General features: G+C 72.8%; 27 protein-coding genes and 1 tRNA gene. 14 read left to right on the top strand and 14 right to left on the bottom strand.

The window, feature by feature from the left end:
• Position 1: 1 nt before the first annotated feature.
• Positions 2-832, top strand: coding sequence for a trehalose-phosphatase (gene otsB / locus ACPXCS_RS30360; RefSeq protein ID WP_425951054.1), 831 nt, complete (start codon positions 2-4; stop codon positions 830-832).
• Between the two features lie 16 nt (positions 833-848).
• Here the strand turns inward: otsB and ACPXCS_RS30355 are convergent, their stop codons facing one another.
• Both ACPXCS_RS30355 and ACPXCS_RS30350 read right to left on the bottom strand, forming a co-directional pair.
• Positions 849-1,106: a DUF3263 domain-containing protein gene (locus tag ACPXCS_RS30355; protein ID WP_425951053.1), complete on the bottom strand. Its 258-nt coding sequence runs from the start codon at positions 1,104-1,106 to the stop codon at positions 849-851.
• 35 nt (positions 1,107-1,141) lie between these two features.
• On the bottom strand, positions 1,142-2,395 hold the full coding sequence (locus tag ACPXCS_RS30350) for an extracellular solute-binding protein (protein WP_425951052.1): 1,254 nt from the start codon (positions 2,393-2,395) through the stop codon (positions 1,142-1,144).
• 155 nt (positions 2,396-2,550) lie between these two features.
• Here ACPXCS_RS30350 and ACPXCS_RS30345 point away from each other — a divergent pair, with 155 nt between their 5' ends.
• The 3 genes from ACPXCS_RS30345 (at position 2,551) to ACPXCS_RS30335 (ending at position 5,756) form a co-directional block, all read left to right on the top strand.
• Positions 2,551-3,495, top strand: a complete 945-nt coding sequence (locus tag ACPXCS_RS30345) for an ROK family protein (RefSeq protein WP_425951051.1) — start codon at positions 2,551-2,553, stop codon at positions 3,493-3,495.
• Complete coding sequence (gene nagA, locus ACPXCS_RS30340) at positions 3,495-4,706, top strand: N-acetylglucosamine-6-phosphate deacetylase (RefSeq protein WP_425951050.1); 1,212 nt, start codon at positions 3,495-3,497, stop codon at positions 4,704-4,706. Before ACPXCS_RS30345 ends, nagA begins: the two co-directional genes overlap by 1 nt.
• A gap of 120 nt (positions 4,707-4,826) precedes the next feature.
• Positions 4,827-5,756, top strand: coding sequence for a 1-phosphofructokinase family hexose kinase (locus ACPXCS_RS30335; RefSeq protein ID WP_425951049.1), 930 nt, complete (start codon positions 4,827-4,829; stop codon positions 5,754-5,756).
• 9 nt (positions 5,757-5,765) lie between these two features.
• Here the strand turns inward: ACPXCS_RS30335 and ACPXCS_RS30330 are convergent, their stop codons facing one another.
• Entirely contained in the window at positions 5,766-6,707 is a 942-nt protein-coding gene (locus tag ACPXCS_RS30330; protein ID WP_425951048.1) for a carbohydrate-binding protein, read from the bottom strand.
• Between the two features lie 118 nt (positions 6,708-6,825).
• On the bottom strand, positions 6,826-8,484 hold the full coding sequence (cdgB, locus tag ACPXCS_RS30325) for a diguanylate cyclase CdgB (protein WP_425951047.1): 1,659 nt from the start codon (positions 8,482-8,484) through the stop codon (positions 6,826-6,828).
• 338 nt (positions 8,485-8,822) lie between these two features.
• Here cdgB and ACPXCS_RS30320 point away from each other — a divergent pair, with 338 nt between their 5' ends.
• On the top strand, positions 8,823-9,407 hold the full coding sequence (locus ACPXCS_RS30320; RefSeq protein ID WP_425951046.1) for a flavin reductase family protein: 585 nt from the start codon (positions 8,823-8,825) through the stop codon (positions 9,405-9,407).
• A gap of 45 nt (positions 9,408-9,452) precedes the next feature.
• The gene (locus ACPXCS_RS30315) at positions 9,453-9,575 is read left to right on the top strand and encodes a hypothetical protein (protein WP_425951045.1); all 123 of its coding nucleotides are present in this window, start codon (positions 9,453-9,455) and stop codon (positions 9,573-9,575) included.
• Here the strand turns inward: ACPXCS_RS30315 and arfB are convergent.
• A complete protein-coding gene (arfB, locus tag ACPXCS_RS30310) occupies positions 9,572-10,009 on the bottom strand; it encodes an alternative ribosome rescue aminoacyl-tRNA hydrolase ArfB (protein WP_425951044.1) in 438 nt (145 codons plus the stop codon). The two genes, ACPXCS_RS30315 and arfB, sit on opposite strands and share 4 nt — an antisense overlap.
• Before the next feature lie 158 nt (positions 10,010-10,167).
• Between arfB and ACPXCS_RS30305 the strand changes: the two genes are divergently transcribed.
• Positions 10,168-10,743, top strand: a complete 576-nt coding sequence (locus ACPXCS_RS30305) for a TerD family protein (RefSeq protein ID WP_425951043.1) — start codon at positions 10,168-10,170, stop codon at positions 10,741-10,743.
• A gap of 108 nt (positions 10,744-10,851) precedes the next feature.
• Here ACPXCS_RS30305 and ACPXCS_RS30300 read toward each other — a convergent pair whose 3' ends face one another.
• A complete protein-coding gene (locus ACPXCS_RS30300) occupies positions 10,852-12,288 on the bottom strand; it encodes a M1 family metallopeptidase (RefSeq protein WP_425951085.1) in 1,437 nt (478 codons plus the stop codon).
• Positions 12,289-12,295: 7 nt separating this feature from the next.
• On the opposite strand from ACPXCS_RS30300, the gene ACPXCS_RS30295 reads away from it, so the two are divergent.
• Entirely contained in the window at positions 12,296-12,796 is a 501-nt protein-coding gene (locus tag ACPXCS_RS30295) for a hypothetical protein (protein WP_425951042.1), read from the top strand.
• Between the two features lie 13 nt (positions 12,797-12,809).
• Here the strand turns inward: ACPXCS_RS30295 and ACPXCS_RS30290 are convergent, their stop codons facing one another.
• A complete protein-coding gene (locus ACPXCS_RS30290; RefSeq protein ID WP_425951041.1) occupies positions 12,810-13,487 on the bottom strand; it encodes a pentapeptide repeat-containing protein in 678 nt (225 codons plus the stop codon).
• A gap of 128 nt (positions 13,488-13,615) precedes the next feature.
• Between ACPXCS_RS30290 and ACPXCS_RS30285 the strand changes: the two genes are divergently transcribed.
• The 3 genes from ACPXCS_RS30285 to ACPXCS_RS30275 are packed head-to-tail and all read left to right on the top strand — an operon-like array spanning position 13,616 to position 16,763.
• The gene (locus ACPXCS_RS30285; RefSeq protein WP_425951040.1) at positions 13,616-14,776 is read left to right on the top strand and encodes an NAD(P)-binding protein; all 1,161 of its coding nucleotides are present in this window, start codon (positions 13,616-13,618) and stop codon (positions 14,774-14,776) included.
• Between the two features lie 46 nt (positions 14,777-14,822).
• The gene (locus tag ACPXCS_RS30280; protein WP_425951039.1) at positions 14,823-15,806 is read left to right on the top strand and encodes a zinc-binding dehydrogenase; all 984 of its coding nucleotides are present in this window, start codon (positions 14,823-14,825) and stop codon (positions 15,804-15,806) included.
• A gap of 33 nt (positions 15,807-15,839) precedes the next feature.
• On the top strand, positions 15,840-16,763 hold the full coding sequence (locus ACPXCS_RS30275) for an aminoglycoside phosphotransferase family protein (protein ID WP_425951038.1): 924 nt from the start codon (positions 15,840-15,842) through the stop codon (positions 16,761-16,763).
• Positions 16,764-16,843: 80 nt separating this feature from the next.
• Here ACPXCS_RS30275 and ACPXCS_RS30270 read toward each other — a convergent pair.
• Positions 16,844-16,920: transfer RNA gene (locus tag ACPXCS_RS30270), tRNA-Thr, on the bottom strand.
• Between the two features lie 266 nt (positions 16,921-17,186).
• Here ACPXCS_RS30270 and ACPXCS_RS30265 point away from each other — a divergent pair.
• From ACPXCS_RS30265 to ACPXCS_RS30255, 3 genes are all read left to right on the top strand, one after another.
• Positions 17,187-18,275, top strand: coding sequence for an ABC transporter ATP-binding protein (locus tag ACPXCS_RS30265; RefSeq protein ID WP_425951037.1), 1,089 nt, complete (start codon positions 17,187-17,189; stop codon positions 18,273-18,275).
• A 219-nt stretch (positions 18,276-18,494) separates the two neighbouring features.
• Positions 18,495-18,950, top strand: coding sequence for a hypothetical protein (locus ACPXCS_RS30260; RefSeq protein WP_425951036.1), 456 nt, complete (start codon positions 18,495-18,497; stop codon positions 18,948-18,950).
• A 116-nt stretch (positions 18,951-19,066) separates the two neighbouring features.
• The gene (locus tag ACPXCS_RS30255; RefSeq protein WP_425951035.1) at positions 19,067-19,798 is read left to right on the top strand and encodes a nucleotidyltransferase family protein; all 732 of its coding nucleotides are present in this window, start codon (positions 19,067-19,069) and stop codon (positions 19,796-19,798) included.
• A gap of 78 nt (positions 19,799-19,876) precedes the next feature.
• On the opposite strand, the gene ACPXCS_RS30250 is transcribed toward ACPXCS_RS30255, so the two are convergent.
• The 6 genes from ACPXCS_RS30250 to ACPXCS_RS30225 form a co-directional block, all read right to left on the bottom strand.
• The gene (locus ACPXCS_RS30250) at positions 19,877-21,586 is read right to left on the bottom strand and encodes a DoxX family protein (RefSeq protein WP_425951034.1); all 1,710 of its coding nucleotides are present in this window, start codon (positions 21,584-21,586) and stop codon (positions 19,877-19,879) included.
• A gap of 128 nt (positions 21,587-21,714) precedes the next feature.
• Positions 21,715-22,656 (bottom strand): 23S rRNA (guanosine(2251)-2'-O)-methyltransferase RlmB, encoded by a 942-nt coding sequence (gene rlmB, locus ACPXCS_RS30245; RefSeq protein ID WP_425951033.1) that lies wholly within the window; start codon positions 22,654-22,656, stop codon positions 21,715-21,717.
• A gap of 107 nt (positions 22,657-22,763) precedes the next feature.
• Entirely contained in the window at positions 22,764-24,158 is a 1,395-nt protein-coding gene (cysS, locus tag ACPXCS_RS30240; protein ID WP_425951032.1) for a cysteine--tRNA ligase, read from the bottom strand.
• 55 nt (positions 24,159-24,213) lie between these two features.
• Positions 24,214-24,708 carry a 2-C-methyl-D-erythritol 2,4-cyclodiphosphate synthase gene (ispF, locus tag ACPXCS_RS30235; protein ID WP_425951031.1) on the bottom strand — a complete coding sequence of 165 codons (495 nt, stop codon included), beginning with the start codon at positions 24,706-24,708 and terminating at the stop codon, positions 24,214-24,216.
• The gene (gene ispD, locus ACPXCS_RS30230) at positions 24,698-25,462 is read right to left on the bottom strand and encodes a 2-C-methyl-D-erythritol 4-phosphate cytidylyltransferase (RefSeq protein WP_425951030.1); all 765 of its coding nucleotides are present in this window, start codon (positions 25,460-25,462) and stop codon (positions 24,698-24,700) included. Before ispD ends, ispF begins: the two co-directional genes overlap by 11 nt.
• Positions 25,463-25,747: 285 nt before the next feature.
• A complete protein-coding gene (locus tag ACPXCS_RS30225) occupies positions 25,748-26,230 on the bottom strand; it encodes a CarD family transcriptional regulator (RefSeq protein ID WP_003953493.1) in 483 nt (160 codons plus the stop codon).
• Positions 26,231-26,776 lie beyond the last annotated feature (546 nt).

Raw genomic sequence — 26,776 nt, 5'->3', positions numbered from 1 at the left:
GATGCCCGCGTCGCATCCGCTGCCCACGCCCGCCACGAAGGCCGGCCTGGAGGGCCTGGACGCCCTCCTCGCCGACCCCGGCACGGCGCTCGTCGCACTGGACTTCGACGGGACGCTCGCGCCGATCGTCGCCGACCCCGAGCTGGCCCGGGCCCACGCGCAGGCCGTGCCCGCGCTGGCCGCGCTCGCGCCGAAGGTCGCCGCCGTCGCGGTGATCACGGGCCGGCCCGCCGAGGTCGCCGTACGCAACGGCGCCTTCGCGGACGTGCCGGGCCTGGAGCGCCTCGTCGTGCTCGGGCACTACGGCGCCGAGCGGTGGGACGCCCGCAGCGGCGAGGTCCGGACCCCCGAGCCCCACCCGGGGGTGGCGGCAGCCCGCGCCGAGCTGCCCGGGCTGCTCGACGGGACCGGGACCTGGGTCGAGGACAAGGGCCGGGCCGTGGCCGTGCACACCCGCCGGGCCCCCGATCCGCAGGCCGCCTTCGACGCCCTGCGCGCGCCGCTCACCGTCCTGGCGCAGCGGCACGGCCTGGTCGTCGAGCCCGGCCGCATGGTCCTCGAACTCCGCCCGCCCGGCGTGGACAAGGGCGTCGCCCTGCGCGCCCTGGCCCGGGAGATCGGCGCCGGGTCCGTCCTCTACGCCGGTGACGACCTGGGCGACCTGCCCGCCTACTCCGCCGTCGACGCCCTGCGCGCGGACGGCACACCGGGCCTGCTGGTGTGCAGCGGCAGCGACGAGGTGACCGAGCTGCGGGAGCGCGCTGACGTGGTGGTGGACGGCCCCGAGGGTGTCGTACGGCTGCTGCGCGAGCTGGCGGACCGGATCGGCTGAGCCCGCTCGCCCGAGCTCAGCGCTCCGCCCGGCGCCGGTCGCGGATCCGCCGCAGCCGGTTGACCGTCACCGGATCGTGGGCCAGGGCCCGCGGGTCGTCCAGCAGGGCGTTGAGGAGCTGGTAGTAGCGCACCGGCGCCAGGCCCAGTTCCTCGCGCACCGCCCGCTCCTTCGCGCCGGGACCGGGAAAGCCGCGGCGTTCCAGCGCGAGGACGTCCCGCTCCCTGCGCCCGAGCCCCGGGCCGCCGGCTTCCTGGTCGCTCGCCTCGTCCATGTACGGCACCGTAACGCCCGCCACCGACAGCGGGACTACTCCGCGCTCTCCGCCCGCAGCGCCGCCGCCTGGAGATGGCCGAGGACGCCGGAGGGGCTGCCGCCGGGGGCGACGGCCTTGCCGATCTGGGTCTTGATCTGGGCGCTGACGTCGGCCCAGGAGGTCTTGCCGACCGGGTACAGCTCGGAGGTCAGCAGCTCCTCGAGGAACGGCCTGAGGTGCTTGTCCCGGTCGGCGGCGGCCATGGTCGCCGACGCCGAGCTGGTGACCGGCAGCAGGTCGTACTCGCGGGAGAAGTCCAGCACGTTCTTCTCGCTGTACACGAAGTCGAGGAAGTCGCCGATCTGGTCGCGGTGGCCGTTCTCGCGGAAGGCCGTCATCCAGTCGGCCACACCGAGCGTGGACTTGCTCGGGCCCTCCTTGCCGGGCATGGGCACCATGCCGAACTTCACGCCCTTGCTCGCGGCGGTCTTCATCAGCGAGGGGTGGCCGTTGAGCATGCCGACCTGGCCCTTGGCGAAGGCGGCGAACGCGTCGGCCCGGTTCAGCTTGCCCGGCGCGACCGGCCCGGTCAGGTCCTTGCCGACGAGCTCGTCCTTCAGCCAGGAGAAGGTGTCGATGTTCTCCGGGGAGTCGATGCCGTAGCTGTCGACGCCGTCGGTGTAGCCGCCCCCGCCGCTGAGCATCCACTGCATGGTCTCGGCCTGCGCCTCCTCGGGCCCGAGGGGCAGCGCGTAGGGGTACGTCACGCCCTCGGCCTTGAGCGCCTCGGCGGCGTCGGCCAGGTCGTCCCAGCTCTCGGGCGGGGTGATGCCGGCCTTGGTGAAGAGGGTCTTGTTGTAGAAGAGCACCCGGGTGGAGGAGGCGAACGGCATGCCGTACTGCACGCCCATGACCTGTCCCGCCGAGGCCAGCTGCCCGACGAAGTCGGCCTGCACGGGTATGGAGAGCAGTTCGTCGGCCTTGTAGAGCTGGTCCTGCGCCGCGTAGTCCGCGTAGGCGCCGATCTGCGCCATGTCCGGCGCGTCACCGGCCGCGACCATCTCGCGGACCTTGCGGTCGACGTCGTTCCAGGAGTACACGGTGACGTCGATCGTGACGTCGGGGTGCTCCTTCTCGTACTCCTCGACCAGCTCGTCCCAGTACTTCTGCGAGCTGTTGGCCGCGCTGTCGCCGTAGTCGGCGGCGACCAGCTTCAGCGTGACGTCCCCCGAGCCTCCCGTGACGCCGCAGCCGCCGAGGACCGCCGTCATGCCCAGGGCGGACACCACCGCGATCGTTCCTGCCATTCGCCGACGCTGCACCGCTGTTCTTCCCCAACCCTGGCGTCCCGCGCCGTACTCCGGCCCGGTCCGCCACCCGAAACTTTTCGATATGCGGATTAAGGTCTACACCACGCGAGTGGACTAGACCTCTTGCGGGTCCCCGGGTCACACTGTCCTCCGTGAGACATGTCATCGCCCTCGACGTGGGCGGCACCGGGATGAAAGCCGCCCTCACCGGGCCGGAGGGCGAGGTCCTGCACCGCGCCCGCCGGGCGACCGGGCGGGACCGGGGACCGGACGCCGTCGTCGCCGGCATCCTCGACTTCGCCGCCGAGCTGCGCGCGTACGGCGCCGAGCAGCTCGGCGCGCCCGCGTCCGCCGCCGGCGTGGCCGTCCCCGGCATCGTCGACGAGGCCGGGGGCACCGCCGTCTACGCGGCGAACCTCGGCTGGCGCGACGTCCCGCTGCGCGCCCTGCTGGCCGAGCGGCTGGGCGGCGTCCCGGTCGCCCTCGGGCACGACGTGCGCACCGGCGGCCTCGCCGAGGGCCGGGTCGGGGCGGGCCGGGGCGCCGACCGCTTCCTGTTCGTGGCCCTGGGCACCGGCATCGCGGGGGCCATCGGCGTCGACGGCCGGGTGGAGGCGGGCGCGCACGGCTTCGCGGGCGAGATCGGCCACATCGTCGTACGCCCCGGCGGAATCCCCTGCCCGTGCGGCCAGCGCGGCTGCCTGGAGCGTTTCGCCTCCGCGGCGGCCGTCAGCGAGGCCTGGGCGGCGGCCTGCGGCACCCCGGACGCGGACGCGGCGGACTGCGCGAAGGCCGTGGACGCCGGCGACCCCCGGGCGCTCGCGGTCTGGCGGCAGGCCGTGGACGCCCTGGCCGACGGCCTGGTCACGGCCCTGACCCTGCTGGACCCCGGCGTCCTGATCATCGGCGGCGGTCTGGCGGAGGCCGGGGAAACCCTGTTCACACCCCTGCGGGAAGCGATCCGCAGCCGCGTCACCTTCCAGAAGCAGCCGCCACTCGTCCCGGCGGCCCTCGGGGACGGGGCCGGCTGTCTGGGGGCGGGCCTGCTGGCCTGGGATCTTCTGGCATCGACCGACCGTATGGAGGTAACGCCCTGATGGCAGCCCACCCAGGGGCGCGGGGAACTGCGCGACCGGCCACGACGCACCCGCACCCCGCCACGGCCGACCGCCCCACGGTCCTGACCGGCGCGACCGTCGTCCTCCCCTCCGGAGCCGTCGGCAACGGCAGGCTGGTCGTGGACGGCACCCGCATCACCGCCACCGCCCCCGACAACGCCCACTTCATCGACGCCACCGGCCACTACGTGGTCCCCGGCTTCGTGGACCTGCACAACCACGGCGGCGGCGGAGCCTCCTTCACCTCCGGCTCGGTCGACGACATCCTCAAGGGCATCCACACCCACCGCCTGCACGGCACGACCACCCTGGTCGCCTCCACCGTCACCGGCGGCATGGACTCCCTCACCCGGCGCGCGGGCCTGCTCAGCGAACTCGCCGAGCAGGGCGAGATCGCCGGCATCCACTTCGAGGGGCCGTTCATCTCCCCCTGCCGCAAGGGCGCCCACTCCGAGGAGCTGCTGCGCGACCCGGACCCGGCGGAGGTCCGCAAGCTGGTCGACGCGGCCCGGGGCCGGGCGAGGATGGTCACCCTCGCCACCGAGCTGCCCGGCGGCCTGGACTCCGTGCGCCTCCTGGCCGAGCACGGCGTGATCGCGGCGATCGGCCACACGGACGCGACGTACGAGCAGACCGTCGAGGCCATCGACGCGGGCGCCACGGTCGCCACGCACCTCTTCAACGCCATGCCCCCGCTCGGCCACCGCGCCCCCGGCCCGATCACCGCCCTGCTGGAGGACGAGCGGATCACGGTCGAGCTGATCAACGACGGCACGCATCTGCACCCCGCCGCCCTCCAGCTGGCCTTCCACCACGCGGGCGCCCGCCGGGTCGCCTTCATCACGGACGCGATGGACGCGGCCGGTTTCGGTGACGGGCGCTACTGGCTGGGCCCTCTGGAGGTGGAGGTCGCCGACGGCGTGGCCCGGCTGGTGGAGGACGGCACGATCGCCGGCTCGACCCTCACCCTGGACCGGGCCTTCCAGCGCGCGGTCACGGTCGACGGCCTGTCCGTCGAGGACGCGGTGACGGCCCTGTCGGCCACCCCGGCCCGGCTGCTCGGCATGGACGACACGATCGGCTCACTGGAGCCCGGGAAATCCGCCGACCTGGTGCTCCTGGACTCCGCGTACGAGCTCAGGGGCGTGATGCGCCGGGGTGAATGGGTGGTCGGTCCCCAACTGGGCTGATCCATCCCGCAGTCGGGAGCCGGTGGCCGACTCCAGGACTGGGCCGACCGCCGTCTCTTTGGCATGATCGGGCTTCCGGACCGTTCATGTCAGCCAGCGCATCGGGGGAGGTCGGCCCAGGTGATCCTCACGGTCACACTGAACACCGCTCTCGACATCACCTACCGCGTACGGTCCCTGCGGCCGCACGCCTCCCACCGCGTCTCCGAGGTGACGGAACGCCCCGGCGGCAAGGGCGTCAACGTCGCCCGGGTCCTCGCGGCGCTCGGGCACGAGGTGACGGTGACCGGCTTCACGGGCGGGGCGACGGGCCGGATCGTCCAGGAGAAGCTCGCGGCCGTACCGGGGGTGGCGGACGCCCTGGTCCCGGTCTCGGGCGCGACCCGCCGCACGATAGCCGTGGTCGACGAGCGCACCGGCGACACGACCCAGCTGAACGAACCGGGCCCGACGATCACCCCCGTCGAGTGGTCGGCCTTCCAGGAGGCCTACGCGGACCTGCTCCACGGCGCCTCGGCCGTGGCCCTGTGCGGCAGCCTGCCGCCGGGCGTGCCGGTGGGCGCGTACGCGGGCCTGGTCCGCACGGCGCGGGCCGCCGGGGTGCCCGTCCTGCTCGACACCGGCGGCGAACCGCTGCGCCGGGGTGTGGCGGCCCGCCCGGACATCATCAAGCCGAACGCCGACGAGCTGGCGGAGCTGACCGGCTCCCACGAGCCCCTGCGCGCCACCCAGGACGCCCGCCGCCGCGGCGCCGGCGCGGTCGTCGCGTCCCTCGGCCCCGAGGGCCTGCTGGCAGCCACCCGCGAGGGCCGCTGGCGAGCCACCCCTCCGGCCCCCGTCCGCGGCAACCCGACGGGCGCCGGCGACTCCGCGGTCGCGGGCCTGCTGTCGGGCCTGACGGACCACCTCCCCTGGCCGGACCGCCTGACCCGGGCGGTCGCGCTGTCCGCGGCGACGGTGACCGCACCGGTGGCCGGGGAGTTCGACCGGAGGGTGTACGAGGAACTGCTGACGAGGGTGGCGGTCTCGCAGGAGGTCAGCGCGGCGTGAGCGCGGTGCTCACTTCTGCAGCCACAGCTGGTCGAGCACCGCGTCGCACTGGTTGCCCTGGTTGCAGGCGAGTTCGATCGTGTTGGTGCCCTTGGTCAGGTTGACGTTGGACCACGTCTCCTGCCAGCCCTTCTCCCAGTCGCCCTTCGGGGTGCCGCCGAAGTTCTTCATGTTCACGGGCCGGGACTGCGCCTCGCCGTTGACCAGCAGGGTCGCGTTGGCGTCGACGCCCGGGATGCCGTAGCGGACGTAGAGCCGGTACGTGCCCTTCTTGTCGATGCCGTTCACCGTCCAGGTGACCTTGGCACCGACCTGGTTGAAGCCCGTCACATAGACGCCACCGTCGGCCTTCGCGCCCTTGAAGTCCGACGCCGTCGTGACACCGGGGCCGAGCCGCAGGGCCTTCGCGTCGATGGTCGGCAGGTCGGCCTCGCTCCGGCCGTCGGCCTTGCTGGCCGTCGGGCTCGGCTCCGTCTGCTGGGACTGGGTCGGGGTCGTGCCCGTCGCCTCGCCGTCGTCGCCGTTGTCCTTGTCGCCGCCGACCATCGCGATGCCGATGCCGATGACGACCGCGGCGACCACCGCGATGGCGCCGATCAGCAGGCCCTTGGTGTTGGGCCCGCGACCGCCCCGGCCACCGTGACCGCCGTGGCCGCCGGACGCCATCGCCGTCTGCGTCGTGGGCGCCCCGCCGGGCAGCGTCTCCGGCGCCGCGTAGTGCGCGTTCGGCTGGGCGTAGGCGCCCTGCTGCTGCGGGACCTGCCCGTAGGGCGCCTGCTGCGGCTGCTGGCCGTACTGCCGGGTGCCGACCGTCCGCACCCGGTTGACCGAGTTCGGGTAGCCGTACCCACCGGACGGCGGCTGGGCTCCGTTGGCCTGCCCGTCGGCGTAGAGATAGCCGAACGGGTCGTCGTCCTCGGGCGTGCTCGCGCCGTTGTTGCCGGGCGTCATCCCTTGGTCTCCTCAGTCAGGTGCGGTGCATGCGGTACGGGTCGTGAGAACGCGAGCCTACCCGCTCCCAGTGACCCAAACAGGTGACTCAGACCGCATCAACTCGCTGACCAGGGGTTCACCCCGCGCGTCTGTGTTGTTTGGGACGAGATCGTTTCTCGACGTACATCCGCTCGTCAGCGGATTTCAACACTTCGTCCGCCGTCATTCCACAGTGTGCCCATCCGATGCCGAAGCTGGCGCCCACGCGGACGGCCCGGCCCTCCGCGCGGATGGGCTGGATGATCTCGTTGCGCAGGCGGACCGCGAGGTCCTGCGCGTCGGCCCGGCCGAGCCCGTCGGCCAGGATGACGAATTCGTCACCCCCGAGCCGGGCGACCGTGTCACCGTCGCGCACGCCGTTGCTGAGCCTCCGGGCGACCTCGATGAGGACCGCGTCACCCGCGTTGTGCCCGAACCGGTCGTTGATCGACTTGAAGCCGTCGAGGTCGCAGAAGAGCACGGCCAGGCCCTTGGTGCCGTCGTCGTGGTCCCCGTCCGGGGCGACGGTGTGCACGTGGTGGTCGTAGGCGTCGTACGGCTCCACGCCCTGCCGGAAGTCGAAGCCCGGCCCGACCACGTCGAAGGCGGGATGGCCGTAGGCCGCGTCGTGGGACTCGGCGACGGCGGAGTGCGGGGTGGTGCGCTGGCACAGGCGGGCGGAGAGCCGGGAGCGCAGCTCCGCGGAGTTCGGCAGGCCGGTGAGCGAGTCGTGCGAGGCACGGTGGGCGAGCTGCAGCTCGCGGCGCTTGCGCTCCTCGATGTCCTCGACGTGGGTGAGCAGGAAGCGCGGCCCGTCGGCGGCGTCCGCGACGACGCTGTTGCGCAGGCTGACCCAGACGTACGTGCCGTCCCGGCGGCCCAGGCGCAGCTCGGCGCGGCCGCCCTCGGCGGAGGTCCGCAGCAGCGTGCCTATGTCCTCGGGGTGGACCAGGTCGGAGAACGAGTAGCGGCGCATCGCGGAGGCGGGGCGGCCCAGCAGCCGGCACAGGGCGTCGTTGGTGCGCAGGATCCTGCCGTGCTGGTCGCCGCCCATCTCGGCGATGGCCATGCCGGAGGGCGCGTACTCGAAGGCCTGCCGGAAGCTCTCCTCGCTCGCGCGCAGGGCCTGCTGCTCGCGCTCCAGGCGGACCAGGGCGCGCTGCATGTTGGCGCGCAGCCGGGCGTTGCTGATCGCGATGGCGGCCTGGAAGGCGTACATCTGGAGCGCCTCGCGGCCCCAGGCGCCGGGCCGGCGGCCGTTGCGCGGCCGGTCCACGGAGAGCACGCCGATCAGTTCGCCGCAGGCCGCGTTGCCCTGCGGGCCGGGCGCGTACATCGGGGCGAAGAGCCGGTCGGCCGGGTGCCACTCGTCCTCGAAGCGGGGGGCGGGGCCGTCGGTGTACCACTGCGGGACGTCGTCGTCGTCGAGGACCCAGCCCTCGGTGTGCGGTATGAACACCAGGTCGCCCCAGTGCTCACCCATGCCCAGGCGGCGCTCCCAGGAGTCGCGGGAGCCGACCCGGCCGGTGATGAGGGCCTCGGCGGCGGGGTTCCCGGCGAAGGCGGCGACGACGAGGTCGCCGTCCGGCCGTACGAGGTTCACGCACGCCAGCTCGTACCCGAGGGCGGCGACGACGCCCTCCGCGACGGTCTGCAGTGTGTCCGCCAGGCTGCGGGCCGTGTTCATGTCGGCCATGACCTGGTGCAGTTGTCGCAGGGAGGCAAGACGGACGTAGGGCTCCGACTCGGTCTCCATGCTCGCCCTCCCCCCGAGTACCTCGCAGCGAATCAAGAATCAAGGGTTCTCATCGGCGTACGCCCTGGCAGCTTCCCCGCCACTGAATCACAGCGCGCTGCCCACTCGGTACACAGGGTCAACAATTCCTGCCCCTTGTGACTCAAGTCACAGGTAAACCTGAACAATTGAGTGGAGTTTCTGCGTTCTTCACGTGCGGATACCGAACACGGAGTTTGTCAGGTTGCGCACATGTATTCCCTGCCGTTTCCGGGCGTCCCGTCCGTCGCGAGTCCTAGGACCGCGATCGGGCGGAGGCCCGATGCGGGGCGTGCGGGACGGACATTAGCGTTTCCACCGTGCCGAACACTCCCGCCGCCCCGTCCCCGATCATTCCGTCGCCCGCCTCCGGGCATGCTGAGGGGGTGAGCAACGACGAGTTCCGCGCCGCCATGTCCCGGCTGGCCTCGGGCGTGGTCCTGGTGACCGCGCAGGAGCCGCCGCTCGACCCGGACGACCCCACGGCGCCCGGCGGCGAGGACGTGGGGATGACGGCCACGGCCTTCATGTCGGTGTCCCTGGACCCGCCGCTGGTGCTGGTGAGCCTGCGCGACGGCTCCCGCATGGACGAGCTGCTGGAGGAGCAGGAGCAGTGGGCGGTCTCGGTGCTGTCCGAGAGCCAGCGGCACATCGCCGGCCGCTTCGCCATGAAGGGCCGGGTCAGCGACCGGCTGCTGTTCGCCGACATCCCGTACACGCGCGGCGAGTACACCGGCGCGCCCCTGGTGGGCGGCGCCCTGGCCGTCCTGGAGTGCCGCACCGAGCAGCGCGTGCCGTCCGGCGACCACACCCTGGTGATCGGCCGGGTCCTCACCGCCCGGGTGCCGAGCGCGGAGGGCGGCCCGCTGACGTACTTCCGCGGCCGCTACCGGCAACTGGGGTGAGGAAATCCATGGGGCGGGGGTGAGCGGCCCGCCTGGGGTGCGCTCATGACCACCACCGGCCCGCGGCTCGCGGAGATCACCCCGGCGAACCTCGACGCCGCCCTCGGCATCCGCGTCCACCCCGGCCAGGAGGGGGATCGGACCGTGGGTGCCCTGGACCTGGCCTAACCCCAGTCCCGCGCGGAGCGCCCCCGCTTGGTCTCCGAGCGCTGCTTCTTCTGCCGCAGCCGGCGCTCGTTGATGCCGCGCGGGATCCGGGTCGGCTTGCGGGGCTTGGGCGGCGGCGCGGTGGCCTCGGCCAGCAGCGCGGCGAGGCGTACGGCGGCGGCCTCGCGGTTGCGCCACTGGGAGCGGTGCTCGGAGGACCGTACGGTGACGACCCCGTCCACCAGGCGCCCGGCCAGCCGCTCCAGCGCCCGCTGCTTCCACACCTCGGGCAGCGCCTCGGTGCGGGCCAGGTCGAAACCCAGCTCGACCTTGGAGTCGCTGGTGTTCACGTGCTGCCCGCCCGGCCCCGAGGAACGCGAGAAGCGCCACATGAGCTCGGCCTCGGGCAGGAGGACGGAGCCGCGGATGACATGGGGACCGGACATGCCGTCCATGTTCCCGCTCCTGTCCGGTCCACGTCACCCGAATATCCGGGAGTAAAGAAAGTAAAGGACCTGGAACCTCGCGTACCCCTCTCCACGTTCAAGGAGGTAGCTGTAGCTTCGGTGCCGCAGCTTCTTTGCCGCACAAACGAGGGAAGGGACTCCCAACAATGGCTGTAAGCCTGTCCAAGGGTGGCAACGTCTCGCTCACCAAGGAGGCTCCGGGCCTGACCGCCGTCACCGTGGGCCTCGGCTGGGACGTCCGCACCACCACCGGCACGGACTTCGACCTCGACGCCTCCGCGATCGCGGTCAACAACCAGGGCAAGGTCTACTCGGACGCCCACTTCGTCTTCTTCAACAACAAGCAGACGCCGGACAACACGATCGTCCACACCGGTGACAACCGCACGGGTGAGGGCGCCGGCGACGACGAGGCGATCAACGTCGACCTCGCCGCCCTCCCGGCCGACATCGACAAGATCGTCTTCCCGGTCTCGATCTACGACGCCGAGAACCGCTCGCAGAACTTCGGCCAGGTGCGCAACGCCTACATCCGCATCGTCAACCAGGCCGGCGGCGCCGAGATCGCCCGCTACGACCTGTCGGAGGACGCGGCGACGGAGACGGCCATGGTCTTCGGCGAGCTCTACCGCAACGGCGCCGAGTGGAAGTTCCGCGCCGTCGGCCAGGGCTACGCCTCGGGCCTGGTCGGCATCGCCCAGGACTTCGGCGTGAACGTCTGACGGACCTTCCGTCCGCGAGGGAAGCCCCCGGCCCGGGTCACGGGCCCGGGGGCTTCGCCCGTCCGGGGCCCGGTCCGCCGCGCGACCGCCCCGCACGCCGCGGAGGGCTCAGGCCCGCTCCGGCTTCCCCTCCCCGTACAGCCAGTCCTCCCAGATCGCCCGGAAGTCCTTCCCGGGCGCCCGCTCCTCCACGTACGCGGTGAAGTCGGCCGTGTCGGCGTTCCCGTGCCGGTACTCGGCCGCCCAGCCCCTGAGGATCCGCCGGAAGGCCTCGTCACCGACGGCCTGCCGGACCTTCTGCAGCACCATCGCGCCCCGCCAGTACACCGGCGGGTCGGAGATCCGCGCGGCGCTCGGCGGGTCCGCCGGGGGGAACGCCCAGACGGCCTCGCCGGCCTCCTTGGTGGCGAAGTACGCGCCGGAGTACAGCGCGTCGAAGGTCTCCTGGGCGCTGCGCCCGCCGTGCTCCTCCTCCCACAGCCACTCCGCGTACGTCGCGAAGCCCTCGTTGAGCCACATGTCCCGCCAGCTCCCGGGGGAGACCGAGTCGCCGTACCACTGGTGCGCGAGCTCGTGGACGAGGAGCGTGATGTCCGGGGCGCCCGGGAAGACCGGACGGGTCTGGGTCTCCAGCGCGTAACCGAGGTCGGGCGCGTGGTCGACGATCGCGCCGGTGGCGGAGAACGGGTACGGCCCGAACCACGGCTCAGCCCAGCGCAGCACCTCGGGGATCCGTCCGACCACCGGCCGGCTCGCCGCCGCCTGCTTCGGGTCGAGGGCCGTGTACACGGGCAGCCCGCCCCCGGCCCGGGAACGGTCGACGTCGAAACGGCCGATCGCGAGCGTGGCGAGGTAGCTCGCCATCGGCTCGGCGGTCCGCCACACGAACGTCGTACGGCCCCGCGCGGTCGTCTCGCCGCGCAGCTCCCCGTTGGACACGGCCCGCAGCCCCCGCGGGACGGTCACCGTGAGGTCGTAGGCCGCCTTGTCGGAGGGGTGGTGGTTGCCGGGGAACCACGTCATCGATCCGGTCGGCTCGCCCAGCGCCAGCACCCCGTCGGCGGTGCGCAGCCAGCCCTCCCGCGAGCCGTCCGGGTCGGTGACGGTCTCGGGGGCGCCGGAGTAGCGCACGGTCACCTCGAACGTCTCGTCGCGGTCGAGGTCCTCGCGCGGCCGGACGGTGAGCTCCTGGCCCGCGCGGTTGAAGCGGGCGGTCGCGTCGTCGACGGTGACCCCGTCCACCTCCAGGCCGACCAGGTCGAGGTTGAAGGCGGAGAGGTCCTGGGTGGCGCGCGCGGTCAGGGTGGCCGTGCCGGTGAGCCGGTGCGTGTCCGGGTCGTAGGCGAGGCGCAGGCCGTAGTGGGAGACGTCGTAGCCGCCGTTGCCCGCCTTCGGGAAGTACGGGTCGCGCACGCCGGAGCCGCCCGGGGTGCCGTGCACTCCGCCCCCGCACCCGGTGACGGCGAGGAGGAGGGGGACGAGCAGGGTGGGGACAAGTCGTACAGATCGGGCCACGCTCGCGATCCTACGGTCGCGTGACACCATCACCTGCGTGCTCGACATCGGCTACGCCCTCTCCAACCGCTTCCCCGACCCTCCGCAGACCGACTACCGCCGCGCGGACGTCCGCGCCCTGCGGCACGATTTGTTCTGCGGTGACGTGTATCTGGCGGACACCAGGACCGACCACGAGGTGTCCACGGCCTGGGGATGGGTGCCGGTGCTCGACTTCGCGTGGGCGCTGTGCGACATCGTGGAGCGGATCGACCGCGACCCGGCGGGCTCCCGGGCGTCCCGGCCGCAGCGGGCGGAGCTGGACTTCACCGAGTCGACCGACCGGATGCTCTTCGAGCGCCGCTTCGGGTGGGTGGACATCGAGGCCGACTGGATGCGCGCGGAGGAGCCCCCGCTCACCGTCTCCCACACCGAACTGCGCCGCGAGGCCCGGGACTTCCTGCACGACCTGATCGCCGACCTGACCGACCTGCACGACGACCTCGCGGAGAACCCGGCGATCTGGACCCTCCAGGCCCGCTTCCCCCGCCTGCCCTGACCCGCCCCCGGGCTCAGCCCTCCACCCGGATCCCCCACTGCGCCGCCAGCACCGGCGCCAGATCCAGCAGCTGGGCCGGGCTGATCACCGCTCCGGCGAGCCGGTCCAGCCCTCGGCTGATCTCCAGGGACGCGGCCCCGCGCAGGTCGACGTCCACCAGGGTCGCCGCGTGGAGGTCGGCGCCCTTGAGCACGCAGTCGGTGAAGGCGACCCGCTCCAGACGGGCCCCGCCGAAGTCCGGCTCGACGAGCACGCAGCCCTCGAAGACGACGTCCCTGAGCCGGGCCGTGCGCAGATTCAGATAGTCGATCTTGCCGCCGCGGATCAGCACCCGCTCCAGCACCGCCCCGTGCAGCTGCGGCCCCCCGAGGCGGGCGTCGGTCAGCTCCACGTCCCGCAGGGTCGCCTCGGCGAGGTCCGTGCCCACGCCCCGGACGCCGGTGAGGACCGAGTCCAGGACCCGGGCGTGCCGCAGCCGCGTCTCGTCCAGGACGCACCCCGTCAGGGCGCAGTCCATGAACCGCGCGCCCGAACCGTCCTGCCCGCTCAGGTCCCGCTCCCGGAAACCCAGCCCGTCGTAGTCCCCGTCCGGCGCCAGCCCGCCCCCCTCGTACGGCTCCAGCGGGGGCAGCCGCACCTCCGGTCGCCGCGCCGCCTTCACACCCGTACCGCCCGCCGCTCTCCTCGCCATGCCCCCATGCTGCACCCCGCCACTGACAACTCCCCCGACCTGCGCGGACACCGCCGATGTCACATCGCGGGGCGCTCGTCCCGTCGTACTGACCGAAGGCCATCACGACCCGAGGGAGACGCCCAGTCATGCACCGCATCACCGTCGTCGGCGGCGGCTTCGCCGGACTCATCGCGGCCATCACCGCCGCCGAGGCCGGCGCCAAGGTCACCCTGCACGAGGCCCACCACACCCTGGGCGGCCGGGCCCGCACCGCCAAAGGCCCCTACCGCACCAACGAGGGACCGCACGCCCTCTACAACGGCGGCCCGCACTGGACCTGGCTCAAGCAGCGCGGCCTCATCGGCCCGCTCGCCCCGCTGCCGCCCCTGGAGGCCGCCCGGCTCAGGCTGCGCCACCACGGCGTCCTGCGCCGGACCCCGCCTTTCGCGATGCTGAAGCTGCTGCGCCGGAGCGCCGAGCAGGCACCCGCGGACGTCGACTTCCTCACCTGGGCGACCGGCGTCGCGGGCGAGGAGGGCGCCCGGGCCGCCGCCCACTACTCCGCGGTCGCCCTCTTCCACCACGACCCCGGATCGCTGTCGGCCGCCTTCGTGCAGGAGCGGCTGCGCCGGGCCACCAAGCTGCCGCCCGAGGCGCACTACCCGCGCGGCGGCTGGGGCACCCTCATCGACCGGATGGCCGCCCGCGCCTGGAACCTGGGCGTCCGCGTGGAGACCCTCTCCCGCGTCGGCACGCTGCCCACCGACACGCCCGTGGTCGTCGCGACCTCCCTCGACGCCGCCCGGCACCTGCTCGGCGACGACTCCCTGACCTGGCCGAGCGGCCGTACCGTCCTGGTCGACCTGGCCCTGCGCACCCGCCGCGGGGACGCCTTCGCGGTCTCCGACCTGGACGCGCCCGGCTGGGTGGAACGGTTCACCGCCCAGGACCGCACGCTCGCCCCGGCCGGCGAGCAGCTGATCCAGGGCCAGATCCCCATCGCCCCGCACGAGTCGAAGGCCGACGGCACCGCCCGCGCCGAGCAGCTGCTCGACCTGGGCTTCCCGGGCTGGCGCGACCGCGTGACCTGGCGGCGGGTGGCCGTGGCCAACGGCCGTACGGGCGCGGTCGACCTGCCCGGCACCTGCTGGCGCGACCGGCCGGCCGTGGACCGGGGCGACGGCGTCTACCTCGCGGGTGACCAGGTCGCGGCCCCCGGTGTGCTGTCGGAGGTCTCCTTCAACAGCGCCCTGACGGCGGTGTCCCTGGCCCTCGGCCGGCGCGAGCTTGACCTCAAGCAGGCTTGAGGCCGGAGGCTGGGCGCCGACACCCCGACCACCCGAGGAGCCCCGTATGCACGCCATCCGCCTGCACGCTTTCGGCCCGGCCGAGAACCTCACCCTGGAGAAGGTGGAGGACCCCCGGCCGGGCCCGGGCCAGGTCCGGGTCGCCGTCCGGGCGGCGGGCGTCCACCTCCTGGACGCGGCCCTGCGCGAGGGCATGCCGGGCGGCCCGGCGAACGAACCCGCGTCCCTGCCCACCGTCCCCGGCCGCGAGGTCGCCGGTGTCGTCGAGTCCCTCGGCGCGGGCACCGACCCGGGCTGGCTCGGCAAGCGGGTCGTGGCCCACCTGGGCTTCGTCCCCGGCGGCTACGCCGAACTGGCCGTCACCGACGCCGCCCGCCTGCACGAGATCCCGGAGAACCTCGACTTCGCCGAGGCCGTCGCCATGATCGGCACGGGCCGTACGGTGATGGGGATCGTGCAGTTCGCCGAGCTCGGCCCGGACTCGGTCGCCGTCGTCCCGGCCGCCGCCGGAGGCATCGGCACCCTGCTCGTGCAGTACGCCGGGAACGCCGGCGCCACCGTCGTCGGGCTGGCCGGCGGGCCGGAGAAGGTCGCGCGGGTGCGGGCGGGCGGCGCCGACCTCGCCGTCGACTACACCGACCCGGACTGGCCGGGCAAGGTCCGCGCCCACCTCGGCGGCCGCAGCGCCACCGTCGTCTTCGACGGCGTGGGCGGCGACGTGGCCCGCGAGGCCGTCGCCCTGCTCGGCCCCGGCGGCCGGCACATCGTCTTCGGCTGGTCCGGCGAGGGCATCCGGGAGGGCGGCCCCTACCTGGTCGAGGGCGTGTCGCAGCAGGTCCTCGGCCCCGTGATGCTCCGGAAGGCGGGTGGCCCCGACCCCGTGCGCACCCTCGAACTGCGCGCCCTGGCCGAGGCCGCCGCGGGCCGGCTCACCCCGGCCGTGCAGCGATTCCCGCTGGCCGAGGCGGCGGCGGCGCACCGCGCGCTGGAGAGCCGGGGCACGATCGGGAAGGTGGTCCTGGAGCCCTGACCCGGCGCGGCGGCCGGGCGCCGCGAAATCCACATGACGCCCCGGGCACACCCCGCTACCGTGCCGCACGTGATCGAGATTCCCCGGGAACTGGCCGCGTCCCAGGAGCAGTACAACGGGGAGGCGGGCCGCGCCTTCATCGCCGCGCTGCCCGACCTGACGGCCCGCTTCCTCGACCACTGGGCGCTGACCCCCGACGGAACGCCCCTGCACGGCGTGTCCGCCCTGGTCCTCCCGGTCCGCGGCCGGGACGGGACGCCCGCGGTCCTCAAGCTGCAGATCCTCGACGAGGAGAGCGAGGGCGAACCGGTCGCCCTGCGCGCCTGGAACGGCGACGGGGCCGTCCGCCTCCTCGACCACGACGAGCCCACCGGCACGATGCTGCTGGAACGTCTCGACGCCACCCGGATGCTCTCCCACGTCCCGGACCCCCACCGGGCCGTGATCACCATCGCCGAGCTCCTCGCCCACCTCACCTCCTTCCCGGCCCCGCCCGGGATGCGCAGCCTCGGCGACATCGCCCGCCGGATGCTCGACCAGACCCCCGGGGCGCTGGCCCGCGTCCCCGACCCCGAGGCCCGCGGCATCCTCGCGGACTGCGCGGCCGCCGTCCGCGAGGTCGTCGACGAACCGGGCGACCGCCTCCTGCACTGGGACCTGCACGACGAGAACGTCCTGGCCTCCGACCGCGCCCCCTGGCTCGCCATCGACCCCAAGCCCCTGGCCGGCGACCCCGGCTTCGACCTGTGGCCGGCCCTGGCCGCCCGCTACGACCCGGACGACGTCCGTCGGCGCTTCGACACCATGACCGGCATCCTCGCCCTGGACCGCGCCCGCGCCCACGCCTGGACCCTCGCCCGCCTGCTCCAGAACGCCCTGTGGGACATCGAGGACGACCGCCCGCTCGACCCCACCCAACTGGACATGGCCCACCGCCTGAAGAGACCCAGGGCCTGAGCACCCCGGCTCGTCGGGCCTCACCTCCCCGAACGGACGACGGGACCCCGGGCCGGAGCAGATCCGACCCGGGGTCCCGGTGGAGCCCCCTGTCGGATTCGAACCGACGACCTACGCATTACAAGTGCGTTGCTCTGGCCAGCTGAGCTAAGGAGGCACGCGCGCCACGACGCCGCGCGCGAGGCGGCACCACTGTACACAGAGCCCGTTACCGGCAGCCACGGAGTTCGGGCCGGCCCGGGGCGCTTCGAAAATTTCCGCGAAGTTCACATGCCCGGAACTGCTGACAGACGTGTGAACGCCAGGTACCGTCCTGAGCCAGTTCACACGCGTGGACTGCACCACAACGGAACACCGTCGTGGCACCGCCTTCCTACTCGGATCGTCCGGCACGTTCCTGCCGGTAGAAGGGGTTCACTCACCATGGCCACTGTGCAGTTCGACAAGGCGACCCGGATCTACCCGGGCTCGACCAAGCCCGCCGTCGACGCGCTCGACATCGACATCGAGGACGGCGAGTTCCTCGTCCTCGTCGGCCCGTCCGGTTGCGGCAAGTCCACCTCGCTCCGCATGCTCGCCGGGCTCGAGGACGTCAACGGCGGCGCCATCCGCATCGGCGACCGCGACGTCACGCACCTGCCGCCGAAGGACCGGGACATCGCCATGGTGTTCCAGAACTACGCGCTCTACCCGCACATGACCGTCGCCGACAACATGGGCTTCGCGCTCAAGATCGCCGGCGTCAACAAGGCGGAGATCCGGCAGAAGGTCGAGGAGGCCGCGAAGATCCTCGACCTCACCGAGTACCTGGACCGCAAGCCGAAGGCGCTCTCCGGCGGTCAGCGCCAGCGTGTCGCCATGGGCCGCGCCATCGTGCGTGAGCCGCAGGTGTTCCTCATGGACGAGCCGCTGTCCAACCTGGACGCCAAGCTGCGCGTGTCCACCCGTACGCAGATCGCCTCGCTCCAGCGCCGCCTGGGCATCACCACCGTCTACGTCACCCACGACCAGGTCGAGGCCATGACGATGGGCGATCGCGTGGCGGTCCTCAAGGACGGTCTGCTCCAGCAGATCGACACCCCGCGCAACATGTACGACCGTCCCGCCAACCTCTTCGTGGCCGGCTTCATCGGCTCCCCGGCCATGAACCTGGTCGAGGTGCCGGTCACCGACGGCGGCGTGAAGTTCGGCAACTCGGTCGTGCCGGTGCAGCGTGACGCGCTCTCCGCCACCAGCGACAAGACCGTCACGGTCGGCGTCCGCCCCGAGCACTTCGACGTGGCCGGCCCGGAGTCCGACCATGGCCTCGCGGTCACCGTCAACGTCGTCGAGGAGCTCGGCGCCGACGCCTACGTCTACGGCACCGCCAAGCTCGGCGACGAGGCCAAGGACCTCGTCGTCCGCGTCAACGGCCGGGACGTCCCGGAGAAGGGCAGCCAGCTGCGCGTCGTCCCGCGCTCCGGCGAGACCCACGTGTTCTCCACGTCGAGCGGCGAGCGCCTCTCCGACTGATCAACCGACGCACCCACCACTCCGGGTGAATCACCCGGTTCTGACGAAGAGGGCCCCGCGAGCTGCTGCGGGGCCCTTCTCGTTGTCGACAAATACCCCGGCAGACCGGACGTTTCGAGCGTTGTGCGTCAACCCGGTACCCAAAAAGGGGCACTTCCTCATCCCCCGAACCGGTGACTAAATGTCTACAAACCATTACCGGGCGCTACCCTCACACGCGTGAAGCACTCCAACAACCCTCAGACGCGACGCGGCCGGGGCCCCGCCCGCCGGGTCGGCCGCACCCTCGCTTTCGTCCTGCCCGTCGTCCTGGTGCTCTCCGGGACCCTCGCGGTCACCCGAGTCAACTGGTCGGGCTACTCCACCGACCCGGTGCTCACCGCAGCGGACACCGCCACGTCCGCCGGCGCCTCGCGCGCCGCCAAGCGCGCCCCGCAGGACGTCCTGCGCGACAGACTGCTGACCGAGCTCCAGGAGGAGGACCCGGGCGTCGCCCTCACCCACCTCCAGCAGGCCGTCAACGGCCGCCCGTCGCTGGCCAAGCACTGCGCGTCCATCGCCCGCGCCCTCGGCCAGGCGGCCGTGCGGGTGTACGGCCCGACCCGCGCCCAGTCCTACGCCCGCCCGGTCTGCGACACGGCCTTCGCCACAGGTGTCGCCGCGGCACACAGCTGAGCGCGCGGCCCCGGCGCCGACCGCCGGGTGAGAACAGCGGAACGCCGGTCACGGCCGACGCGGGAAGCCTCTTCCCCCCGTCGTCCCGGGCGGGACGCCCCGTACAGTTCGGTCTCATGAGCGATCCGAACGCCGCGTCCCGCCCCGTTCAAGCCGTCGTTCTGGCCGGCGGCCAGGGCTCCCGGCTGCGTCCGTACACCGACGACCGGCCCAAGCCGATGGTCGAGATCCCCGGGACGGGGACTCCGATCATCGGCCATCAGCTGTCCTGGCTCGCCGAGGAGGGCGTGACGGACGTCGTGGTCTCCTGCGGCCACCTCGCCGATGTGCTCCAGCAGTGGCTGGAGACGGCCGACCTGCCCCTCTCCGTCACCACCGTCGTCGAGCCCGAGCCCCTCGGCCGCGGCGGCGGTCTCCGGTACGCCGCGGCGCGTCTGCCGCACCCCGACCGGCCCTGGTACGCCACGAACGGGGACATCTGGACGCGGTTCTCACTGCGCGACATGGCGGACTTCCACGCCGAGCGCGACGCGATCGCGACGGTGGCGCTGGCCCGGCCCCGGCTGCCGTGGGGCGCGGTGAAGACCGACGGCTTCGGTCACATCACCGACTTCATCGAGGCGCCGCCCTCCACGTTCGAGATCAACGCGGGCGTCTACGTCTTCTCCCCCGAGTTCGCGGGGCTGCTGCCGCAGCGGGGGGACCACGAGCGGACGACGTTCCCGCACCTGGCCCGTGAGCGGCGCCTGGCCGGGTTCACGATCCCGCAGGGGTCGTACTGGCGGGCCATCGACACGGCGAAGGACCTGACCGAGGCGGCCAAGGAACTGGCGGCGCTGGGGCGCTGAGGGCTCCGGCAGCACCCCCGTACGCGACGAGGGCCCCGCACCGGGTGGTGCGGGGCCCTCGTCGCGTACGTCGGCCGGCTAGCCCAGCAGGCCGCCCACCAGGCCCGGCCGGCCCGTGGACGAGGAGCCGTCGCCGCCCGTGCCGCCCCCGCCGGTCGAGCCCGAGCCGCCCGTGGCGGTGCCGCCGGAGGTGGGACCGGAGGTCGTGGTCGGGGCCTGGTCGACCGGGGAGGACTGCTGGGGCGGGGCCTGTCCCCCGGTGCCCTGCGTCTGGCTCGGGGAGCCGCCGGTGACCGTGCCGGCCTCGCGGGTGGCGTCCGGCCTGGTCGTGGTGCCCGCGCTGGGGCTGGCCGAGCCGGCGGTGGCGCCCTGCGTGGGCGAGGAGGAGGCCGACGGGGTCCGCTTCTCCTGCCGCTTGCCGCCGGGCTCGCCGGGCAGCGGGGAGCCCGGCAGTTCGTTGCGCGGGGCCTCGCCGGGGCCCGGGACGACGACCCGGTCGGCGTCGCGCACGGCACCGCCCAGCAGCGAGCCGACGAGCAGCGTGAGACCGATGGCCACGGCGGTGACCAGGGCGCCCCGGCGCAGCACGTAGCGGCGCAGGTCCCAGATGTCGGCGCGGGGGCCGAGGCGGCGCCAGGCACTGCCGGCCAGGCGGCCGTCGACGGAGTAGACGGGCGCACCGGCGATGATCAGCGGGGACCAGGCGGCGAGGTAGATGATGTCGGGCGTCTCGTAGGCCGGGACGCTCTTCCAGCTGACGGTGACCAGCAGCGCCGCGGAGAGCAGGGCGCCGAAGGCGGCGGCCACGCGCTGCCAGCAGCCGAGGACCGTCAGGACGCCGACGATGACCTGCGCGAAGGCGATGACCAGGCCGGAGCCCACCGGGTGTTCGAGGGCGAACTGGCGCAGCGGCTCGGCGACTTCCCAGGGGTGCAGGGTGTTGAGCCACTTCACCATGGAGCCGCGCTTGCCGCCGTCGAAGTAGACCGGGTCGCACAGCTTGCCCATGCCGGCGTAGATGGAGATGAAGCCGAGGAAGACGCGCAGCGGGAGCAGGACGACGCCGAGGTTCATCCGGCGGCCCGGGTAGTAGGCGTGCCGCGCCGGGTCGTCACCGTGGCGCCTGGAGCGCCGCCCGGCCCTCTCCTCCCCGGCGGGGAGGTCCTCGAAGTCGGCCTCGGTGTAGGCGGGTTCGGCGTAGCCGGGTTCGTCGTAGGCGCTGCCGACCGTGCGCATGGGAGGCAGCAGCCGGGTGCCGTCGACCGGGTCGTGGGAGCGCTGGGGGCCGACGACGGGGGTCTCGACGGTCTGGACGAGCTCGTCCTCGTAGCCGTCGCCCGGGTACCCCGTGGCGTAGCCCGCGCCCTGGTGGCCGGCGTCCACGCGGGAGATGACCTGGGTGGCGCCCGCGTCGGCGGGGGGCTCCTCGGTGTGGCGGACGCTCTCGTGCCGCACGGCCTGCAGGAGGCGGTGGGCGCCGGTGTCGTCGGGCGCCGATCTGCCGCTCCAGACGACCGGCCGGCGCCGGGCGGTGGCCCCGTCCGCCGCGCCCCCGGCGGTGACGACGGGGATGCGGGCGGTGTCCTCGGTGGCGTTCAGATGCCGTGCGACCCGGGGGGACTGGACGCGACGCGTCGAACCGCCCAACTGCACGCGGAAACTCGCGTGGTTGACGATGACCTGCGCCGGGTCGCTCGGCACCTTCACCATGCTCAGCGCGGGAGCGTCGTCGAGTCCCGACGAGCGGTCCCCCGTGGGTGTGCGGGGTGTTCTGGTGTCCACACTCATCTAACCGAGTGACGTCGGGTTAGGACACTGCTTTGACCCGCCCTATCTGTCCGGACCCCGTCAAGCTTGTCCTCGTCGCCCCGATGACCCCGGAATTACCCCGCACGGGTGAGATTCCGGACGCCTGTTCAGGCGCGGCGGCGGGCCGCCTCGTACAGCACGATGCCCGCCGCCACACCGGCGTTGAGCGACTCGGCGCCGCCCGGCATCGGGATCCGCACGCGGAAGTCGCAGGTCTCCCCGACCAGCCGGGACAGCCCCTTGCCCTCGCTGCCGACGACGATCGCGACCGGGCCCTCCAAAGCCTCCAGCTCCGTCAGTTCGACGTCACCGTCGGCGGCGAGACCGACGACCACGACACCGGCCTTCTGGTACGCCTCCAGCGCGCGCGTCAGGTTGGTGGCGCGGGCGACGGGCGTCCGGGCGGCCGTACCGGCGGACGTCTTCCAGGCACCGGCGGTCATGCCGGCGGCCCGCCGCTCGGGCACCACGACGCCGTGCCCGCCGAAGGCGGAGACCGACCGCACGACCGCGCCCAGGTTGCGCGGGTCGGTCACCCCGTCGAGGGCGACGATCAGCGGGTCCGCGCCCTCGTCGGCGGCCGCGTCGAGCAGGTCCTCGGGGTGCGCGTACTCGTACGGCGGGACCTGGAGGACCAGGCCCTGGTGGTTCAGGCCGTTCGTCATCCGGTCGAGCTCGGGGCGCGGCGCCTCCATGAGGTTGATGCCGCCGCGCTCGGCGGCGAGTTGCAGGGCCTCGCGCACGCGCTCGTCGTTGTCGATGAACTGCTGGACGTACAGCGTGGAGGCGGGCACGCCCTCGCGCAGCGCCTCGTAGACCGGGTTGCGGCCGACGACCAGCTCGGAGGTGGACTTGCCGCCGCGGCCCCGGGCCGCGGGGCGGCGCGCGGCCTGCCGGCTCTTGGCGCCGGCGATGCGGTTCTTCTTGTGTCCCTTGCGCATCTCGGCGGGCGGGGTGGGGCCCTTGCCCTCCAGGCCCTTGCGCCGCTGGCCGCCACTGCCGACCTGCGCGCCCTTCTTGCCGGACATGCGGCGGTTGTTGGCTGCCATGACCTACCTGTCTCTGCTGTCGCCGTGAGGCGGTGAAGTGCGTACGTCTATGAAGTGTGCCGCCCGGAGGCCCGGGCGGCACAATCGATCTTCCGGCCGCGGCCGGGCTAGCGCGGGCCGAGGCTCCAGCGCGGGCCCTGCGGGCTGTCCTCGATGACCAGGCCGGACTGGCCCAGCTGGTCGCGGATGGCGTCCGCGGTCGGCCAGTCCTTGCGGGCCCGGGCCGCCTCGCGCTGGTCGAGGACCATGCGCACGAGCGTGTCCACCACGCCGTGCAGGTCCTCGCCCCGGTCGCCCTCCCCGGCCCACTGCGGGTCCAGCGGGTCGAGGCCGAGGACGCCGAGCATCGCGCGGACCTCGGCGAGCCGGGCCACGGCGGCTTCCTTGTCGTCGGCCGCCAGCGCGCTGTTGCCCTGGCGGACCGTGGTGTGCACCACGGCCAGTGCCTGCGGCACGCCCAGGTCGTCGTCCATCGCCTCGGCGAAGGCGAGCGGCACCTCGGCGGCCGGCTCGACGGCACCGGCCTTCTCGACCACGCGCTGCACGAAGCCCTCGATCCGCGCGAACGCCGACTCGGCCTCGCGCAGGGCCTCCTCGCTGTACTCGATCATCGAGCGGTAGTGCGGGGTGCCCAGGTAGTAGCGCAGCACGATGGGGCGCCAGCGCTTGACCATCTCGCTGACCAGCACCGAGTTGCCGAGCGACTTGGACATCTTCTCGCCGCTCATGGTGACCCAGGCGTTGTGCACCCAGTACTGGGCGAAGTCGTCGCCGTAGGCCTTGGCCTGCGCGATCTCGTTCTCGTGGTGCGGGAAGACCAGGTCGAGGCCGCCGCCGTGGATGTCGAAGGCGGTGCCCAGGTACTTGTGCGCCATCGCCGAGCACTCCAGGTGCCAGCCGGGCCGGCCGCGGCCCCAGGGCGTCTCCCAGTCGGGCTCGCCGGGCTTGGTGGCCTTCCACATGGCGAAGTCGCGCGGGTCACGCTTGCCCGAGACGCCCTCGTCGGGCTGGCGCAGGTCGTCGATGTCCTGGTTGGACAGCGCCAGGTAGGCGGGGAAGGAGCGGACGTCGAAGTAGACGCTGCCGTCGGCGACGTAGGCGTGCCCGCGCTCGATGAGGCCGCGCATCATCTCGACCATCTCGGTGATGTGGCCGGTGGCGCGCGGCTCGTACGTCGGGGGCAGGCAGCCCAGGGCGCGGTAGCCGTCGTTGAACGCCCGCTCGTTCTCGTAGCCGATGGCCCACCAGGGGCGGCCCTGGTCGGCCGACTTGGCGATGATCTTGTCGTCGATGTCGGTGACGTTCCGCACGAACGTGACGTCGTAGCCGCGGTACTCGAACCAGCGGCGCATGATGTCGAAGTTCAGGCCGGAGCGGATGTGCCCGATGTGCGGTGCGGCCTGCACGGTGGCGCCACACAGGTAGATCGAGACACAACCCGGCTTGAGCGGGGAGAAGTCACGGATCTGCCGGGCGCTGGTGTCGTACAGGCGAATGGTCACGGTTCCTAGGGTAGTGGGCCGTGGGGAGTGCGCGGCCCCGATCCGCCCCGGAGGCTCACCCGGCCCGTACCACCAGGGCCGTCGCCACCGCCATCAGGCCTTCCTCGCGTCCCGGGAAGCCCAGGCCGTCCGTGGTCGCGCCCGACACCGACACCGGGGCGCCGGCCGCCTCCGACAGCAGCTTCTGCGCCTCGTCCCGGCGCTTGCCGATCTTCGGCCGGGGCCCCACGACCTGTACGGCGATGTTCCCGATGCGGAAGCCCGCCTCCCGCACGATCCGCGCCGCCTCGGTGAGCAGCGTGACACCGGACGCGCCGGACCACTCGGGGCGGCCCGTGCCGAAGTGCTGCCCGAGGTCGCCGAGGCCCGCGGCGGAGAAGAGGGCGTTGCACGCGGCGTGCGCGACGACGTCCGCGTCGGAGTGGCCCGCGAGACCCGGGCCCTCCCCCTCCCACTTCAGGCCGGCGCACCACAGCTCGCGGCCCTCCTCGAAGGCGTGGATGTCGGTGCCGATGCCGACCTGGGGCAGCGGGAAGGCGTCAGAAGCCATCGTTGAGCCTCCTGCGGGCGAGGACCGCCTCGGCGAGGACGAGGTCCAGGGGGCGGGTGACCTTGAAGGCCTCCTCGTGGCCGGGGACCGCCACGACCGTGAGACCGAGCTGCTCGACCATGCCGGCGTCGTCGGTGACGTCCCCGGTGACCGTCTCGTGCGCCCGGACCAGCGTGTCCCGGTCGAAGCCCTGCGGCGTCTGCACCGCCCGCAGCCGCGCGCGCTCCGGCGTGGCGACGACGGGCTCCGGCTCGCCGGGCGACCGCGCGGGCTCGACCTGCTTGACCGTGTCGGCGAGCGGCAGCGCCGGGACCACGGCCGGGGCACCGTCGCGTACGGCCTCGATCACGGCGTCGACCGTATCCACCGGGACCAGCGGCCGGGCCGCGTCGTGCACCAGCACGATGTCGTGCCCCGGCGGCAGCGCGTCCAGGCCGAGCTTGACGGACTCCTGGCGGGTCTGCCCGCCGGGCACCACCAGGAAGTCGGTCCGCTCGGGCAGCGCGTGCGCGTCGAGCAGCGACTTGACCTCGGCGGCGCCGTCGGGCGGGGCCACGACGACGACCAGCGAGACGGCGCGGGAGGCGGCCATCGCGCGGACCGCGTGGATGAGCATGGGGGTGCCGCCGAGCGCGCGGAGCGCCTTGGGGGCGCCCGGGCCGAGCCGTACACCCCGGCCGGCGGCCGGGATCACGACCGCCGTACGGGCCGTCGCGGGGGCGGCGGACGGCGAGGGACGCGAATCGTCAGACATCGGTTCCTGTCAGGTTTGTGTGCTGGCCTGGCGTGGGTATGGCCTGGAGGAGTGCCGGGCGCGACGCGCTCGACCGGACCCTTCCGTGACGCTGGTCGAGCCGGCTGCCCGGGCCCGGCACGCCGAGCACCGGGTCGTGAGTGATAACACATCCCGGGTGGACGGCGCATCGGCGCCGGGGTACGAACATGCCGCAGCGCCCGGCGACGGGGAATACGTCATCGGGCACCGCGGCATTTCGATGTGCAGAGTTGATCAGCAGAGTGCTGAGCGACCGGCTTCCCCTCAGGAGGCGAGAACCTCGTCGAGCAGGGCCTCGGCCTTGTCCTCGTTGGTGTTCTCCGCGAGCGCGAGCTCGCTCACCAGAATCTGGCGGGCCTTGGCGAGCATGCGCTTCTCACCGGCGGAGAGTCCGCGCTCGCGCTCACGACGCCACAGGTCACGCACGACTTCCGCGACCTTGATGACATCGCCGGAGGCGAGCTTCTCCAGGTTTGCCTTGTATCGACGGGACCAGTTCGTGGGCTCCTCGGCGTACGGCGCGCGCAGCACCTCGAAGACCCGGTCCAGCCCGTCCTGACCGACCACATCACGCACGCCGACGAACTCCGCATTGTCCGCTGGCACACGTACCGTCAGGTCGCCCTGGGCGACCTTCAGCACCAAGTAGGTCTTGTCCACGCCTTTGATCTGGCGAGTTTCGATGGCCTCGATCAGCGCGGCCCCGTGATGGGGATAGACCACGGTGTCGCCAACCTTGAACGTCATGTGACAGGTACCCCTTCCGTGGCTATCCAGGGTAACACGGATACGGCGTCTTCTGAATGGCGTTTTCGCAGGTCAGGGCATATCTCGGGGCTTGACAACTCCGACAGGAACGTGCTTCGGACAGGGAGTGGAAGAAGGTATTCGCAGGTGGGAGCGGCTCTCCGGGCCGAGCGAAACCCGTACGTTACACGCATCCGGACCCCCCTCCAGATGGTCGAACATCCCGGTATGTCCGGTTCCATGTGATCGACTTCCGCTACTCCGTTCGGCGGCCCGAGCCGGCTTCCGGTCGAATCCGGAATTGATCACGCGGCGCCCGGGCGGGCCGTGGGTGATCGATTTTCCGGGCGGCGCGCGCATTCCTTCACGGAAGTTTTGCGGTACCGCACCGGAGTCTTATGTGAATGCCGGACGAGCACCCGGCAATGTGACGCACGAGTCACTTGTGGCGGAGGAGTCGTCTGAGGCGCAGGTGAGATCGGAGCCGCCGGGGGGTCGGGTGCGGCCACGTGGGAACGGCTCGGTAACCTAAGGCCCGCTGACAGA

It is taken from the genome of Streptomyces sp. DT190 (assembly GCF_049846985.1).
GTDB lineage: Bacteria > Actinomycetota > Actinomycetes > Streptomycetales > Streptomycetaceae > Streptomyces.
The sequence above is the reverse complement of the archived record's forward strand: the minus strand, read 5'-3'. Positions and strand labels throughout refer to the sequence as shown.